We start from the raw sequence: 14,586 nt of genomic DNA, 5'->3' as shown, positions 1-14,586 counted from the left end.
TGCAGGCGCGAAAACCCGACAGTCCTGCGGCGTGCCCGGTCCGCCGCGGTTTGTGCTTCAGGTGCGGATTTCGTTGAGGATCGCATGGAGGCGTCCGGCGCGGGAAGGCGTGATGGCACGCTCGCCCAGCCGGGTATCGATCTTGTTGTGGATCGCGGTCAGCCCTGCGCGCAGGTCGGCCGTGGGGTTCTGCTGGAGGTCGCGGCGGAGGTTGCCCAGGACGTTGTTGAGGTCCAGGCCGACGTCGGAGCGGATCTCGCCCGCGGCCACCCCCGCGTCCACGGCGCGCTGGGCACGCGACAAAACCTCGGCAGGGTCCGCGTGAGGGGCGGGTGCGGGCCTGGTCGGTCTGGCCCTGCGGGTGGGCTTGGGGGTGGCTGACGGGGTCGGATCGGGGGCGGGCGTGGCGGACGCCGATGGTGACTCCGTCGTGCTGTGGGTGGGAGACGGGGACGGGGACGGGTCAGCGGACGCCGCGGCGGCGCCGGAAAGATAGGACGGCGCCGTGGCCTCCATCCTCGGTGGCGGCAGAGCCCGCTCGGCCGAGTCACTCTGGAGAACCAGCGCGGTGAGCGCCACGAGCGCAAGGGCACTCAGCAGGACTACCGTGTGCCGCAGGACGCGGGACCGCCGCCGAACGGCCCGATGCGCCCGCCGGGCCAGGGTTCCGGCGCCACCCGGCACGGCGGCACGGCGCGGCCCGGCGAGCACCGCGGCCACCTCGGCGGCCGACGGGCGGGCCGCGGGGTCGGGCAGCAGGCATCGCACATGGACGGCGGCCACCTCGAAGGGCACCGCGCTCGACGACTCGGCGTCCGCCCGGCCGGTCACCGCCGCCGAGAGCAGCAAGCCCAGGGCACGCACGTCCCCCGCGGCGGCGTCGATCGGCCCACCGATCACCTCGCCGGTGCCGAAGCCGACTATCTTCGGGCCGCCGTCAGTGAAAAGGACGCTGCTGGGCTTGAGATCGTGGTGCGCGGCTCCCGCCGCATGGGCGTACGCGAGGGCAGAGGCCACCTGCCCGCAGACGTCAAGCGCCTCCCGCTGCGGCAGCGGGCCCTGGCCGAGCCGGGTGGCGAGCGTCTCGCCGCTCAGCAGCTCCATGACAACAAACGGCAACGGCACGCCGTCGGGCTGCCCGCTCTCGCCGAAGTCGTGGATGGTGACGATCGCCGGATGCGACAGCCGGGCCGCCTTCCGCACCTGCTCCAGGAACCGAGCCCGGAACACCGGCACCGCAGCCATCGAATCCCTGACCACCTTCACCGCGACCAGCCTGTCGAGCACCTCGTCCCAAGCCAGCCAGACCGTGGCGACGCGACCGGTTCCGATCTGCTCGTACAGACGGTAGCGATCGGCCAGATAAAGCGGTGTCGAGCCCACGCCGAGTAGCCAAGCACGATCATGAACGGCCCGCCAGGAATCTCCGAAGGAACCTCACATTCTTCACCACCAGGAATCGAGATCACCTACGTCGACCTGAACCGGGTGGGCCACCCTGAAGACGAACCACAACAAGCCCAACCCAGCCGCCCGTACGTCGACTCTCGAAACCCTCCGGACCTCAACCCGCCCAGGTTCATCCTCCGGCCTCTGATCACTCACCAGCTCAGCCCGCAGTCGATCCGCCGACTCAGCAGGAAAGGGATCCGCCAAGATCTCCTGCGCCCGGTTCAGCTCTTCTCCACGCTCCGGTCCGACGGCACCGACGGGCCCTTGCACACCTGCTCCAGCGGATCTGCCGGACTGAATTTCTCCCCCAGCACCGAAGACCTCATCGAGACGGTCATCGAACTCTGGACTGCCGACGTTCAGCGTCGGAAGTGCTCGTTGGGCTCCGTTGACGTCACCGCCCTCACTCATCCGGCGTTCGAATGGCTGTTGGCCAGCGCCGCGAGTCCCCGTGCGCGGGAAGGCCGGCGGCGGGTCGGGATGAGCGACGTAGAGGCCATCCGGTCAACCTCGGCCATGTTCGCCGGATTGGACAACCGGTTCGGCGGCGCACATTCCCGGACGGCGGCCGTCCAGTATCTGTCCGACCAGGTCACTCCGCTGCTGTCCGGCTCTTACAGCAGTTCGATCGCGTCCACGTTGTTCAGTGCCGTAGCCGACTTGTATCCGTTCACCTGCTCTTACTGAGGCCTTGTTCATAGGAGATGGGGGCCTTGGTGCCGGGCGGGTTGCTTCGCCGGGGGCGGTTGGCGGCGATCAGCGCTGCGGTGGCCAGGGTGAGCACCCCTGATACGAGTCCGGCCGTGTGCAGGCCGTGAACGAAACCCGCGTCGTAGCCGGGTCGGCCCGGGTCGCCGGCGCTGGTGGTGATGACCACGCCCAGGACGGCGACGCCGATCGCGGTGCCGGCCTGGCGGCTGGTGGCGATGCAGGCCGATGCCAGGCCGGAGCGTTCGCGGGGCAGGGCGAGCACTCCGGCGAGCTGCGTGGGGGCGATGGAGGCGCCCATGCCCACGCCGAGCAGAACGCCGAACAGGCTGATCGCGACCGGGCCGCTGTGGGTGTCCAGGGCGCGGAGAGCGAGCAGGCCGATGCCTGAGATCGTGTAGCCGCCGATCATCATGGTGTTCGGGCCGTACCGGGTGCACAGCCGAGCCGCGACGGGCGCGACCAGGCACAGCACTCCGCTGAGGGGCAGGAACAGTATCCCGACCATGGTCGCCGAGCGGTTCTGCACGTTCTGCAGGTACAGCGAGAACAGGATGAAGATCGCGCTGGTGCCGAAGGCCAGGACGAATGAGGCGATGTTGGGCACGGTGAAGTTCCGGTCGGTGAACACCGCCAACGGCAGCATCGGACGGGTCAGCCGATGCTCGGCGGCCAGGAAGGCGACCAGCGCGAGGGCCGCCACCCCCAGCGGGACGAGGGTGTGCGCCGAGGTCCATCCGTGGTCGCCTCCGGCGATCACGCCGTAAGTGAGGGCGGCCAGGAACGTCAGGCCCAGCAGTTGACCGGCCGGGTCCAGCGCCGCATGGTCGGGGTCCGCGCTCTCGGGCATCGAGCGTGCCACCAGCCAGACGGCGGCGGCGCCGATGGGCAGGTTGATCAGGAAGATGCTCGGCCAGCCCGCCGTGTCCACCAGCAGGCCGCCGATGAGCGGCCCGAACACGATCGACGAACCGCCGATCACCCCGTTCAGGCCGAGCATTCGCGCCCGCCGCGCCGGGTCGGGGTAGGCCTGCACCAGCAGCGACAACGACCCGGTCATCACCAGCGCGGCCGCCGCCCCCTGGACGGCGCGGGCCGCGATGAGCGTGCCGATGTTCGGCGAGAGCGCGCACCCGGCGGAGGCGACCGTGAACAGGACGATTCCGGCCAGGTAGGCGCGCTTGCGGCCGTACCGGTCGCCCAGCGTCCCTCCCGAGAGCAGCAGCGCCGCCATGCAGACGGTGTAGGCGTCGACGACCCACTGCTGCCCCGAGGGGCCGGTATGCAGGTCCGTGCCCATCTTCGGCAGCGCCACCGTCACGATGCTCAGGTCCAGCAGCGCGACGAACGGGCCGAGCATCAACCCGGCCGGCACGCGCCACCCAGCGGTCCTCGTGTTCATCCGTCCTACCTCTGTGCTCGCGCGGCAGCCGTGTGCGGCCGCAGGCACAGAATGCGAGCTAAAGTCGCCTTCATGTCAAACGGTCCGATGTACTCGATCGGGCAGGTCGCCGACCGCCTCGGCTTGGCCGTCTCCACCCTGCGCTGGTGGGAGAAGTGCGGGTTGATCACCCCTGCCGCCCGCGAGTCGGGCCGCCGCCGCTACAGCGAGGACGACCTGCGCCGCATCGCGATGATCCAGCTCTGGCAGACCATGGCCGCGATGAGCCTGGACGAGATCGGCGCGTTCCTCACCGGCCGCACCGACGACACGACGTGGCGGGCCGCTGTCGAGAGCCGCATCGCCGCCTGTGACGAACAACTGGCCCGGCTCAACGCCGCGCGCGCGACCCTGGCCCATATGCTGCGATGCCCCAACGACCACCCCGCCGACCGCTGCCCCTACCTCGCCGCCTCGATCGACGAATACCTGAGCACCGGAGTCATGCCGGCCTCGCCGATCTCTACGGCAACTCCGCCGAGCATCTCTTAGCTGAAGAGGTCGGTCGAGGTTAGCTTGCCCGGCATGGGTGGCAGGTGGGACGCAAGGCCCGGTTGGTCGCGGCGTTCGGCGCCGTGGTGCTGATGGTGGGGCTGGCATCGTGCGCCGAGCCCAAGACTTCGTCGGACGCCGACGGGCTGATGGTGGCGGGTCGTACGAGGGCGAGCCACTGAGCCCGCTGATGGGGTTCGACGAAAAGTGGCTGGGCTCCGCACGGATACTGGATGGGCTTCCGCTGATCCAACGCATGGGGCGTACCACGTCAGATGTGGTACGCCCCATGCCTGCGCCCCCGGTCCGTCGAGGGAAGCATCCCGTCGGCCCTGGCCCGTCGTCGGTGGCGCCTCGGCCATGGCAGCCTGGTGGCTGTGGCTGTGGCTTCCGGCGGTGGCGGTCGTGGGCAGGTCCCGGATGACCTCCCGGGCGGCGCTGGATCGATGACCGGGCTCGGCTAGCAGGCTCTCCCGCTGGTCGGTTCGCCCGTGTTCGGCCGGAAGATGCGCCTGTTGCCGTTCACGAAGTCGACGTACATGCCGGTGGCGGTGGCGTTGTCCACGACGACCTGCCGGTACAGGTAACTGCCGCACCCGTCCTGCCCGCCGCCGGTGTTGTCGGGCAGCCGCCGGCCGTTCCCGGTGTAGTACAGGCCCATGCTGGTGTAGACCCCGCCGCAGCCGGTGTAGACGCGCACCTCCGCGAAGGCCGCCGTGTTGAACTGGCCGTAGAAGATCTTGTACGGGCACGCGTTGCCGAACCGGAACTGCTCGCTCACCCGCTGCTTGGGATACCGGAAGGTACGCGTGTCGGCTGACGCGGGGGCGGCGAGACCGGCCACCAGCACGAACGGGGTGAGGACCATCAGTGCGCGCGCCAGGGGCCGTCTCATGGTCCGTGCCCTTCCGATATCGGGCCTCGTTCTGCCGAGCTGCGCCATGGGAGTCTCCTTTCATGGGACTGGATGAGGCGGGTCCGCCTCGGCTCGTGCGCCCGGCCCGAAGTGGTCATGCGGTGTCGTCGAACCTGGGTCCTAGGACGCAGTCGTCCCGGCCGGGGGCGGTCATGATTTCCTGGTCATTGTTCGTCCGCGGCAGGCGTTCACAAGGGGCGGCGTGCTCGGGCTCGCGAGGCATCGCCTGGTCAGGGCACGGTCGCGGGTTTTCCGGACCGGAACCGGAGGTGTCGGCATGGCCGGGACAGGGCCACGCGCGGACTTCGCCGAGCGCTTCGCGTTGCTCTACGCCGAGGCAGGGGACCCGCCCCTGAAGCAGGTCGTCGCGTCGGTCGAGCGGACCAGGCGCGTGGACGACCGGGGCCGGCCGGTCCGGGTCTCGGTCCAGCGGGTCAGTGACTGGCGGCTCGGCCGCAACGTGCCGGCCCGGTTCCCCGCGCTCGCCGTGGTGCTGGAGGTGCTCATCGGGCAGGCCCGGAAGCGGCGGCCGCGTCCGCTGGCGCCGGGACTGTACGACGTCGCCGCCTGGAGGGGCTGGTGGCAGGCGGCGCTGGCGAAGCGGGTCGAAGACGCGCCCGTCGCCGAACGCACCGAGGATCTCGGCATCTGCCCGTACCCGGGGCTTGCGCCCTTCGGCCAGGGAGACGCACCGTGGTTCTTCGGCCGGCGGCGATCGACCGCAACGCTGCTGGAGCTCCTCGACGAAGGCCGGCGGACGGGCGGCATCGTGACCCTGGTCGGTGCCTCGGGGTCGGGCAAGTCGTCGCTGCTGCGGGCCGGTCTCGTCCCGGCGTTGCCGCCGGGCGCCTCTGCCCGGCTGATGGTTCCGGGGGCCGACCCGGTCGGTGAGCTCGCCGAGGCGTCCGCCCGGATCGGGCCCGACGAGCCATGCGTGCTGATCGTCGACCAGTTCGAGGAGACGTTCACGCTGTGCCGCGACGAGGAGCGGCGGCGGACGTTCGTGGCCGGGCTGCACGCCGCCGCCCGTACCGCCCAGGCGGTGGTCCTCGGCGTCCGCGCGGACTTCTATGGTCACTGCCTGCGGTATCCGGAGCTGGCGGCGGCGATGCGCGACCGGCAGCTGGCGCTGGAGCCCATGACCGCCGCCGGGCTCCGGGAGGCGATCTGCGCTCCGGCCAAGGCGGTCGGCCTGCGCGTGGAGCCGGGCCTGGTGGACCTGATGCTGCGGGACCTGGGCGAACGCCACGTCTCCGGGGAGGGCCCCCACGAGCCGGGGGCGCTGCCGCTGCTCTCCCACGCGCTGCGGGCCACCTGGCAGCGTCGCCGATCCGGCAGGCTCAGCGTCGGCGGGTACCGCGCGGCGGGCGGCATCCAGGGCTCGGTGGCCGCGACGGCCGAGCGGGCCTGGGCCGGGCTGACCCCCGGCGAGCGGGACGCCGTGCGCCGCCTGCTGCTCCGGCTCGTCCGGATCGGCGACGACGCGCACGACACCCGCCGGAGGGTGCCGCACGCGGAGCTGACCTCGACCGCCACCGCCGAGCGGGCGCTCGAGGTCCTGGCCCGGCAGCGGCTGGTCACCGTGGACGCGGGCTGGGCTGAGATCACGCACGAGGCGTTGTTGTGGGCCTGGCCGCGGCTGCGGACGTGGATCGACGACGATCGTGCGGGCAATCTGGCGCGGCAGCGGCTGGAGGAGGACGCCGGGATCTGGGACCGCCAAGGCCGCGACTCCTCACTGCTGTACCGCGGGGCCCGCTTGGAGACGGCCCGCCTGGAGACGGGTCGCCCGCTCACCCCGCACGGCCCCGGCCTGACCCCGGTGGCCCGCGCGTTCGTCACCGCCTCGGCCCGGCACCGGCGCCGCGCCCGGTACGCCCGCCGCCTGGTGGTGGCCCTGGTGGCCGTGCTGGCCGTCGTCGCGGGCGGGACCGCCGGGCTGGCCGTGCGCCAGCGGGACGAGGCGATCTTCAGGCAGGTCCTGGCCGAAGCGGACCGGATGCGGACGACCGACCCGTCCCTGGGTGCCCAGCTGACCCTGGTCGCCCGCCGGCTGCGGCCCGCCGATCCGGCCGTCCGCACCAGGCTGATCTCCACCCAGCACACGCCTTTGCAGACGCCGCTCCGCGGCCACACCGGCGCCGTCTACCTGACCTCCCACCGGCCCGACGGGCGTGTCCTGGCGACCGCGGGCTACGACAACACCGCGCGGCTGTGGGACGTCGCCGATCCGACACGGCCCAAGCCGCTGGGCGGTCCGCTCACGGGTCACACCAGCTGGGTGACGTCCGCGGTGTTCGGTCCGGACGGACGGCTGCTGGCCACCGCGGGCGACGACAAGACCGTCCGGCTGTGGGACGTGCGCGATCCGGCCCGTCCGGTACCGCTCGGCCGTCCCCTCAACGGCGGGGACGGCACCGTCTACCTGGTGGCGTTCAGCCCGGACGGACGGATGCTCGCCACCGCGAACGAGAATCACACGGTCCGCCTGTGGGACGTGCGCGACCCTGCCCGTCCGGTTCGGCTCGGCCGGCCCCTCACCGGCCACACCGCGGCCGTCCGTTCCGTCGCGTTCAGCGGCGATGGACGGCTGCTGGCCAGCGGGGGCGACGACAAGACCGTCCGGCTGTGGGACGTCACCGGCCCCGGCCCGCCCCGTCCCCTCGCCGCGCCGCTCACCGGCCACCACGGGCTCGTCCACTCGGTGGCGCTGAGCCCCGACGGCCGCGTCCTCGCCAGCGCCGGAAAGGACAAGACCATCCGGCTGTGGAACGTCGCGGACCCGGCCCGCCCCGCGCCCCTGGGACCGCCCCTCACCGGCCACGGCGGCCCCGTGTGGTCGGTCAAGTTCAGCCCCGACGGGCGCATGCTCGCCTCCGCGAGCGTGGACAGCACCACCCGGCTGTGGAACCTCGCCGACCCCGCGACCGCGACCCAGCTCGGCGAACCGCTCACCGCACGGACCGGCATCGTCTTCGCGGTCGACTTCAGGCCCGGCGGCCGCGCCCTCGCCACCGGCAACGCCGACGGCTCGGTCCGGCTCTGGTCCCTGCCCGCCGGAGTCCTCACCGGACATTCCGCCAGCGTCGTGCGGCTGGCCGTCAGCCCCGGCGGCCGCCTGCTCGCCACCGCCAGCGACGACCAGACGATCGGTCTCTGGGACGCCGCGGGCTCCGGCCGCCCGGCGGGACGGCGGATCACCGCGCACACCGGCCTCACCTACTGGGTGGCGTTCAGCCCCGACGGGCGCGTCCTCGCCACCAGCGGCGGCGACCGGACCACCCGGCTGTGGGACGTCGGCGACCCCGCCGCGCCGCGGCCGATCGGCCGGCCGATCATCACCCGCCACCGGTACGCGGCGCCGGTCGCCTTCGGCCCGGACGGGCGCCTGCTCGCCACCGCCGACGACGACAAGACCATCCGGCTATGGGACATCCGCGACCCCGCACGCCCCGCCGCGACCGGGCCACCGCTGACCGGTCACTCCGGGTACGTCAACTCCGTCGCGTTCAGTCCGTCCGGGAACCTGCTGGCGACTGCCAGCAGCGACCACACCACCCGGCTCTGGGACCCCGTGAGCCACCGCCTCCTGGCCACGCTCGGCGGCCACGGCGGACCCGTCCAGCAGGCGGTCTTCAGCCCCGACGGCCGGATGCTCGCCACCGCGGGTGACGACACGACGGTCCGGCTGTGGGACGTCCGCGACCCCGTCCACCCGGCCGCGCTGGGACGGCCGCTGACCGGGCACACGGAGGCGGTGACCTCGCTGGCCTTCAGCCCGGCCGGCGACCTGCTCGCGACCGCCGGCTACGACAGGGCCGTCCGCTTGTGGAACGTCGCGCCCGCCGCGCCGATCGGCGAGGCGCTGACCGGCCACACCGCCGCGGTCCGGTCGGTCGCGTTCGACCGCGGCGGGCTCGCGACGGCGAGCACCGACGGCACCGTACGGTTGTGGGACCTGGACATCGACCATGCCGTCCAGCGGATCTGCGACACCACCCGAGGCGTTCTCACCGCCCGGGAATGGCGCCGCCACATCCCCCAGCGCCCCTACGAGCCACCCTGCAAATGACCTGGACCAAGGCCGTCTCCTCCAGCCCGACGATGTGAGATGCCCGCGTCTCCCACCCGCTCGGGCAGGTGCCGCTGGCTTTCGGCGCTATATATCAGATCGTTGATCCGATATTGTTTGGCGTATGGGGCGACGCAAGGTGCGCACAGACGCGTTGCGGGACGAACTGCTGACGGTCGCGACAGGGCTTCTGGACGCCGGAGGCAGTGCCGCGGTGACGACCCGCGCGGTCGCGGCGGGCGCCGACTCATCCTTGGCGGCGGTGAACGAACTGTTCGGCGGCAAAGCCGGGCTGGTACGCGCCATCTTCGCTGAGGGATTCGCTCGGTTGGCGCAGGAGTTGGCCGCCCTGGAGACCGGTGACGACCCCGAGACGGACGTTCTCGCGCTGGCGCTGACCATCCGTTCGTTCGCACACCGCCATCCGCACTTGTACGAGGTGATGTTCTCGCGCCCGTTCGCCGAGTTCCGGCCGGACGCGGAAGACACCAGAGCCGCAGAAGCGATCTACCAGGTCGTGGTCGTGCGGGTGGCGGCCGTGGTGGGTCGCGGGCTGGCCCGCGACGCCGCCATCGGACTGTTCGCCACCGTCCAGGGACTGGTCGGCCTCGAATCGTCCGGACTCCTGGGCAGCACCCCCCGATCGATCGATCTGCGCTTCCGCTTGACGGTGACCGCGACACTGAACGGATTCGCCGGGAGGCGACATGAGCACTGAGGACTTCATTCCCTGGCACCGGCCCAGCCCGTTGCTGACCGCGCTCGGCGGATTCCAGCGACACCCGACCGACCCGTTGCGGGCCGGATTCACCGTCGCGGGTCCCAAGATGAACGCGCGGGGGCTCCTCCACGGAGGCGTGATCGCCACGATCGGCGACGTGGCGATCGGGCACGCCCTCGCCGTTCAATCCGACCCGCCGACGCCGCTGGTCACCGTCAATCTCTCGTGCGACATCCTCGGCACCGCTCGCGAGGGAGAGTGGGTCGAGATCGCCATTTCCCCGACCCGCGTCGGCCGCAGGCTCGCGGCCGGAACGGCGAGGTTCTCCACCGGCCACGTCGTCGCCACCGTCACAGCGCTCTTCATGCCTGCCAGCGAACCGAAACCGGCACGGTAGCCAGCAATCACGCCAGGTCACCATCCAGATGGTGCGCTCATGGAATCAACTGCCGAGATCTGCCAACTCCACACCCTCGCTCTGGACTCGGCGCCGGCGAGGGTGAGTGGCATTCCGTTCACTTACCTCACAAACTGCTTGCGAGCCTGGCCTGCACCGGCAGGAATTGTGCGAGAAAGCCGACGGCACCCGCCGCGAGCATGATCTCAATTACGGTGCCGCCAACTGCTGCGGCTGCGCGATGTTTCCTCCTGAGACGGCGTCACTGATCCTGAGACCTTCACGCCGCTGCGGGGCGACCCCATGCTCATGTGCCCTTGGACGCCTCAGACTGTCCTGGCCGTCTGGCAAGATCGTGGCGTGAACGATCCACTGGCGGGGCTGGACGACATCGACTGGGCGAGGCTGCGGCATGCCTACGGCTCCGCGGCGGACGTGCCCGGCCAGTTGCGCGGTCTGCGCGGGTCGCCCGCCGAACGCGAGCGAGCCCTTGGCGACCTCTACGGCAACATCTTCCATCAGGGCAGCCGCTACGAGGCCACGGCGCCCGCGGTGCCCTTCCTGCTGGCATTGCTGGCCGATCCCGCCACCCCCGACCGTGGCGACCTGACCTACCTGCTGGTGGGCATCGCGATCGGCTTCGACGAGTCGTTCCTGCCGGCCGGAGTGGACATCGCCGGGTGGCGCGCAGAAGTGGACCGGATGCGCGCCGCCGATCCCGCCGAGGAGGAGCGCAAACTGGACGCGTGGGTGGCAGAGGCCGCCGACGAGGCCGAACGCCGGTCCCGGGAATGGCGGCGGTCCCTCATGGACTTCCGTGACAACCTGATGTTCGCGGAGGCCGAGCTCGCCGCCTACGACGCCGTTCGAGCCGGCACCTCGGTGTTCCGCGAGTTGCTCGTCCAGGACGACCCGGGGCTGCGGGCCAGCGGCGCCTACCTGCTGGCCTGGTTCCCCGAAGAGGCGGCGACGTCGATCCCGGCGCTCCGGTCACTGCTGGCGGCCGAGACAGTAGCCCCCATCGCCGCGAACGCCTTGGTGGCGCTGGGACTGCTCGCCGACCACGAAGCAGCCCCACTGCTTCGAGAACAACTGGCAGGCGAGGACCCGTTGCTGCGCTGGGCCGCCGCCATCGCCCTGGCCCGCATCGGCTCGACCGACCAAGACGTGATCGGCGAGCTGGCCACGGCCGCCGCCTCTCCCCCGGAGCAAGGCACCCTGCAAGTCGCCTACTGCGAAGGCGACCTTCGCGGATACGCCGCACGGACGCTGGCGGCCATGATCGATCCACCGTCCGGCACGCTCTCCCACGTCCTCGACGGCCTCGCTCGAACCTCTGAGATCGCCGCGTTCCCGATGACCGCAGCCGCCCTACAGATGGCATTCGGACCCGCCCAGTCGCCGGCGGCCCGAGCCCCGTCCTTCGCGGAGCTGACGAAAGCCCAGCGGCAGACCGTCCAGGTGCTGGCCGACCTCGACACCAAGACCTGGCAGTGGGTCAACTTCATCGAGATCATCGAGGCCTGGGGCCTCCCCCGCGACCGCGACGAATTCCGCACCTACGCCCGACTCTAAACAATCGGCCAACCTGACCGTTCCAATGCTTGGACCATCGGCACGGGTTCCTCAACCCCAACGGCCCGAGCACCTCACGAGCAGCATGGCCCAGCAGCTGCGACGCCGAGGGATCCGAACTCATCGCATGATCATCCCTGGCCACTGCAAGGCATCACAAAGGCGGCCGAGCATGGGGAACCAGTGGTCGCGCGTCAAGCCGTGCGCTTGTGAAGCACACCGAGGTACCAGCTGTCACGGTTTGCGACGTGGCCGTTCTTGCCGGAGAGGCTGAAGAAAACGGCGCAGGCTTGGCCGGGGTAGGTGATGCCCCTGTCCGGTCTGCCTCCTCCCGCACGACGGCGGACGACATGCGGTACGCCCACTCAGGAGATGTAGTTGAGGTTCCATTTCCAGAGGAAGAACGGGAAGAAGACGATCCTGGCCGGCAGCGAGATGAGAAAGACGGTGAAGGACAAGATCCAGCCGACCGTCCTGATCGAGCCGGAACGGACGAGGTCGGTACCGCTCTCGCCGGAGAGGTCGGCGACCGCCGCGAGCCAGTGGGAGCCGACGATCCAGTTGATGCCGAGGAAGCAGAGCGCAGAAGATCGACACCTGCTTGCTGTTCCTGGAGCTCGTCTGCACCAAGTCAAACGGCGTCCGCTCATCAGCGTTGATCAGCTCGTGGGCGAAAGCCAGCGATCTGTGTTGCGATGACGGCCGAGTCCGACCGCGTCGAACTCGTCAACGTGAGCGCCTTTGGCAGCCCCGAGTCGCCGGAGCGCCTGGGAGATCGGAGTGCCGATTGCCGGCCACGGCTCTCCCTCGGCCAGATGCACGGGGCCGAGGACCACCCTTCCCTCATCCCAGACCTGCGCGGACTGTGTCCCCGTCCCGCCGAAGTAGTCGGCCTCGATGTAGGCCACCGGTCCCGTCGCCGAACAGGCGGCCAGCACACGACCCAAGCCTGCGGGCGCCTTACAGAACCCGGCGAGTTCAGCTGCTCCGGCGACCGTGACCGCATCGAACAACGCGTCGGTCATCGGCAAGAGCGACAGATGTTGGCCGAGGGGAACAATGCGCGCCTCCGCGCCGGCGACGGCCAACTCAAGGAGCACGGGTTCAGTGGCTACGACCGCCTGTAGGCAATACATGCCTTCATTCTCGCGGGGTCGCCGGCAGCAACGGAACGCCAGGCACACCGGATCGACCGGGGCGAGTCGGCGGGTCTGCTCTCGTCTCCGGCGCAGAAAGGTGAGGGCGAGGTGGATGCCTTCGATCACGCCGAGCCAACCGGGCCCAGGAGGTCGGCCTCAATCTCATCGAACCGGGGCAGCATCTTCCGATCAATGTTCATGGGGCAGCTAAGGCAGGCCAGCGACGGCCCCCGACACCGGCTGGACCTGCGCCGGAAGCGGCACCGACATCGGGCACGACGAACCGCTGCTGATGCCCGGCCGCCTGGTCCCTTCGCCGCCGACGGCGGCCAGATGGATCGCCTCGTTCCCGGAAGGTCCTGGCTTCATCGAACCCGACGTAACAGTCATCGCCCGGGCCACGCTGCCAGGCGAGCTCGCTGGGGTGGCGCGTCCGTCAGCAGGACATCTTGCAGTAAAGGTGCTCTTCGTCGGTCATGGCCCGGCGAGCGAGGTCGGCGAGTTCCCTGAGAAAGTCGACCAACCCGGACGTATCCGATCCCTGGAAGTCCTCGAACCGCGACCATGATTCGGCCGCCTCAACGAGCCGCTGAGGGCTGGCCGCCGCGAGACTGACCATGAGCTCGTCGGACACCGTCACCACCATGACCTGATGGTCGTCGACCGACGCCAGCAGTTTGCCATGGCGGGGCCCTTTCTCGATTTCCTCGGTGCTGCGGCCGGTGAGAAATGCCTCCAGCGGCACCAAGTGGTAGTCCGGGAAGAGGTTGTTCATCTGGAGCACGTCGTCAAACAACGAGGACAAGCTCTCAGTGATCGCGTGGGCGGCCTCCTCGTCGGAGGGGGCTGAGAAGTAATCGCTCAGGACGCTCATGATCAGATACTGTCACCGGCCCTGGAGCGGTTCGGGAGGTTCACGAACATCCCCATCACAAGGCGGCCCCCGCCCGGGACAGGGTGACGTTAACCGACGTGCCATGCGCCACAGGTCGCGGCCCTGTCGGCCCGGATCCACGGTCGGCGCCCGGACGCAGGAGGGTTCCGGTCCGGGCACGGCGGGATAAGACCAGCACGGTTCGCGCCGCCACAGCCGAATAATCCGACCGGCAGCCTGCACACCAGGAACGGCGCCGCAAGTCAGATGCTGATTTCATCACCCCCATGGGCAGCTAGTAACCATGTGCACGCATACCGTGATTGGAGCTGCCTATGTGCACCCCCCGCACGATCATCCGTAATCTGGCCACCACGACGGCCGCTGCCACGCTGGCCGTAATCGCCCGCTCGCCAGCCCGGGTCTCACCTAAAGGAGGCGAAAGCGCGGGGATCGCTGCCGAGCGATGCCACTGACCTCCCCAAACGCGTTCCCATGCTCGCCTGCCTCTGCGGCACGGCCAAGGAGGACGACAGCCCCACCAGCGATGCCACTGGTCTCCTCAAGCGCGGTTCCAACCTCGTCGGCCTCGTCTGCGGCCTGGGCAAGGCCGACGAAGACGACAGCGCCGCCCCGGAAACCGATCGACTGATGCGCGCTGGAGTCGGCGCCTCATCATCTCCGAATGCGACAGGGCACAGCCACGAGGGGTCGCCCATCGCCGGAGGATGTCACCCGCGGCCGCAGGGTCCTGATGACATCTTGATGAAAAACGATCATGGATGGATCTAATTGATCT

Annotated in this window: 14 protein-coding genes; 8 read left to right on the top strand and 6 right to left on the bottom strand. The window is 70.2% G+C overall.

The genetic code is table 11. From position 1 onward, the window contains the following. Positions 1–57 precede the first annotated feature (57 nt). On the bottom strand, positions 58–1,383 hold the full coding sequence (locus ACGFNU_RS35135) for a protein kinase (protein ID WP_392600799.1): 1,326 nt from the start codon (positions 1,381–1,383) through the stop codon (positions 58–60). A 21-nt stretch (positions 1,384–1,404) separates the two neighbouring features. On the opposite strand from ACGFNU_RS35135, the gene ACGFNU_RS35130 reads away from it, so the two are divergent. Further along, positions 1,405–2,139, top strand: a complete 735-nt coding sequence (locus ACGFNU_RS35130; RefSeq protein WP_392600798.1) for a hypothetical protein — start codon at positions 1,405–1,407, stop codon at positions 2,137–2,139. Here the strand turns inward: ACGFNU_RS35130 and ACGFNU_RS35125 are convergent. Continuing rightward, complete coding sequence (locus ACGFNU_RS35125) at positions 2,123–3,562, bottom strand: MFS transporter (protein WP_392600796.1); 1,440 nt, start codon at positions 3,560–3,562, stop codon at positions 2,123–2,125. The genes ACGFNU_RS35130 and ACGFNU_RS35125 overlap by 17 nt on opposite strands. 72 nt (positions 3,563–3,634) lie before the next feature. On the opposite strand from ACGFNU_RS35125, the gene ACGFNU_RS35120 reads away from it, so the two are divergent. Together ACGFNU_RS35120 and ACGFNU_RS35115 are read left to right on the top strand one after the other, a co-directional pair. Continuing rightward, positions 3,635–4,093 (top strand): MerR family transcriptional regulator, encoded by a 459-nt coding sequence (locus ACGFNU_RS35120; RefSeq protein WP_392600794.1) that lies wholly within the window; start codon positions 3,635–3,637, stop codon positions 4,091–4,093. Positions 4,094–4,137: 44 nt separating this feature from the next. Continuing rightward, positions 4,138–4,275 (top strand): hypothetical protein, encoded by a 138-nt coding sequence (locus tag ACGFNU_RS35115; RefSeq protein ID WP_392600792.1) that lies wholly within the window; start codon positions 4,138–4,140, stop codon positions 4,273–4,275. Between the two features lie 278 nt (positions 4,276–4,553). On the opposite strand, the gene ACGFNU_RS35110 is transcribed toward ACGFNU_RS35115, so the two are convergent. Then, complete coding sequence (locus ACGFNU_RS35110) at positions 4,554–4,988, bottom strand: hypothetical protein (protein ID WP_392600790.1); 435 nt, start codon at positions 4,986–4,988, stop codon at positions 4,554–4,556. 298 nt (positions 4,989–5,286) lie between these two features. Between ACGFNU_RS35110 and ACGFNU_RS35105 the strand changes: the two genes are divergently transcribed. The 4 genes from ACGFNU_RS35105 to ACGFNU_RS35090 all read left to right on the top strand — a co-directional run bounded on the left by ACGFNU_RS35105 (position 5,287) and on the right by ACGFNU_RS35090 (position 11,774). Continuing rightward, on the top strand, positions 5,287–9,081 hold the full coding sequence (locus ACGFNU_RS35105; RefSeq protein WP_392600789.1) for a hypothetical protein: 3,795 nt from the start codon (positions 5,287–5,289) through the stop codon (positions 9,079–9,081). Between the two features lie 124 nt (positions 9,082–9,205). After that, a complete protein-coding gene (locus ACGFNU_RS35100; RefSeq protein WP_392600788.1) occupies positions 9,206–9,799 on the top strand; it encodes a TetR/AcrR family transcriptional regulator in 594 nt (197 codons plus the stop codon). Beyond that, positions 9,789–10,199, top strand: coding sequence for a PaaI family thioesterase (locus ACGFNU_RS35095; protein WP_392600786.1), 411 nt, complete (start codon positions 9,789–9,791; stop codon positions 10,197–10,199). Before ACGFNU_RS35100 ends, ACGFNU_RS35095 begins: the two co-directional genes overlap by 11 nt. A 360-nt stretch (positions 10,200–10,559) precedes the next feature. Beyond that, positions 10,560–11,774, top strand: a complete 1,215-nt coding sequence (locus tag ACGFNU_RS35090) for a HEAT repeat domain-containing protein (protein ID WP_392600784.1) — start codon at positions 10,560–10,562, stop codon at positions 11,772–11,774. A 365-nt stretch (positions 11,775–12,139) separates the two neighbouring features. Here ACGFNU_RS35090 and ACGFNU_RS35085 read toward each other — a convergent pair whose 3' ends face one another. The 3 genes from ACGFNU_RS35085 to ACGFNU_RS35075 form a co-directional block, all read right to left on the bottom strand. Further along, positions 12,140–12,424 carry a hypothetical protein gene (locus tag ACGFNU_RS35085; RefSeq protein WP_392600782.1) on the bottom strand — a complete coding sequence of 95 codons (285 nt, stop codon included), beginning with the start codon at positions 12,422–12,424 and terminating at the stop codon, positions 12,140–12,142. A gap of 9 nt (positions 12,425–12,433) precedes the next feature. Continuing rightward, on the bottom strand, positions 12,434–13,039 hold the full coding sequence (locus tag ACGFNU_RS35080) for a hypothetical protein (RefSeq protein ID WP_392600780.1): 606 nt from the start codon (positions 13,037–13,039) through the stop codon (positions 12,434–12,436). A gap of 310 nt (positions 13,040–13,349) precedes the next feature. Then, complete coding sequence (locus tag ACGFNU_RS35075; protein ID WP_392600779.1) at positions 13,350–13,787, bottom strand: hypothetical protein; 438 nt, start codon at positions 13,785–13,787, stop codon at positions 13,350–13,352. Positions 13,788–14,282: 495 nt separating this feature from the next. On the opposite strand from ACGFNU_RS35075, the gene ACGFNU_RS35070 reads away from it, so the two are divergent. Then, positions 14,283–14,579 (top strand): hypothetical protein, encoded by a 297-nt coding sequence (locus tag ACGFNU_RS35070; protein ID WP_392600777.1) that lies wholly within the window; start codon positions 14,283–14,285, stop codon positions 14,577–14,579. Positions 14,580–14,586: the final 7 nt, after the last annotated feature.

This window comes from Spirillospora sp. NPDC048911, assembly GCF_043198015.1.
Taxonomy (GTDB): Bacteria; Actinomycetota; Actinomycetes; order Streptosporangiales; family Streptosporangiaceae; genus Spirillospora.
This window is presented reverse-complemented; position numbering and strand designations above follow the sequence as displayed.

Excerpts from the sequence above, each read along its gene's own strand:
- ACGFNU_RS35100 (WP_392600788.1), top strand. The coding sequence starts at position 9,206 with ATGGGGCGACGCAAGGTGCGCACAGACGCGTTGCGGGACGAACTGCTG.
- ACGFNU_RS35120 (WP_392600794.1), top strand. The coding sequence starts at position 3,635 with ATGTCAAACGGTCCGATGTACTCGATCGGGCAGGTCGCCGACCGCCTC.
- ACGFNU_RS35125 (WP_392600796.1), bottom strand. The coding sequence starts at position 3,562 with ATGAACACGAGGACCGCTGGGTGGCGCGTGCCGGCCGGGTTGATGCTC.
- ACGFNU_RS35085 (WP_392600782.1), bottom strand. The coding sequence starts at position 12,424 with ATGAGCGGACGCCGTTTGACTTGGTGCAGACGAGCTCCAGGAACAGCA.
- ACGFNU_RS35110 (WP_392600790.1), bottom strand. The coding sequence starts at position 4,988 with ATGAGACGGCCCCTGGCGCGCGCACTGATGGTCCTCACCCCGTTCGTG.
- ACGFNU_RS35095 (WP_392600786.1), top strand. The coding sequence starts at position 9,789 with ATGAGCACTGAGGACTTCATTCCCTGGCACCGGCCCAGCCCGTTGCTG.
- ACGFNU_RS35075 (WP_392600779.1), bottom strand. The coding sequence starts at position 13,787 with ATGAGCGTCCTGAGCGATTACTTCTCAGCCCCCTCCGACGAGGAGGCC.
- ACGFNU_RS35105 (WP_392600789.1), top strand. The coding sequence starts at position 5,287 with ATGGCCGGGACAGGGCCACGCGCGGACTTCGCCGAGCGCTTCGCGTTG.
- ACGFNU_RS35070 (WP_392600777.1), top strand. The coding sequence starts at position 14,283 with ATGCTCGCCTGCCTCTGCGGCACGGCCAAGGAGGACGACAGCCCCACC.
- ACGFNU_RS35130 (WP_392600798.1), top strand. The coding sequence starts at position 1,405 with ATGAACGGCCCGCCAGGAATCTCCGAAGGAACCTCACATTCTTCACCA.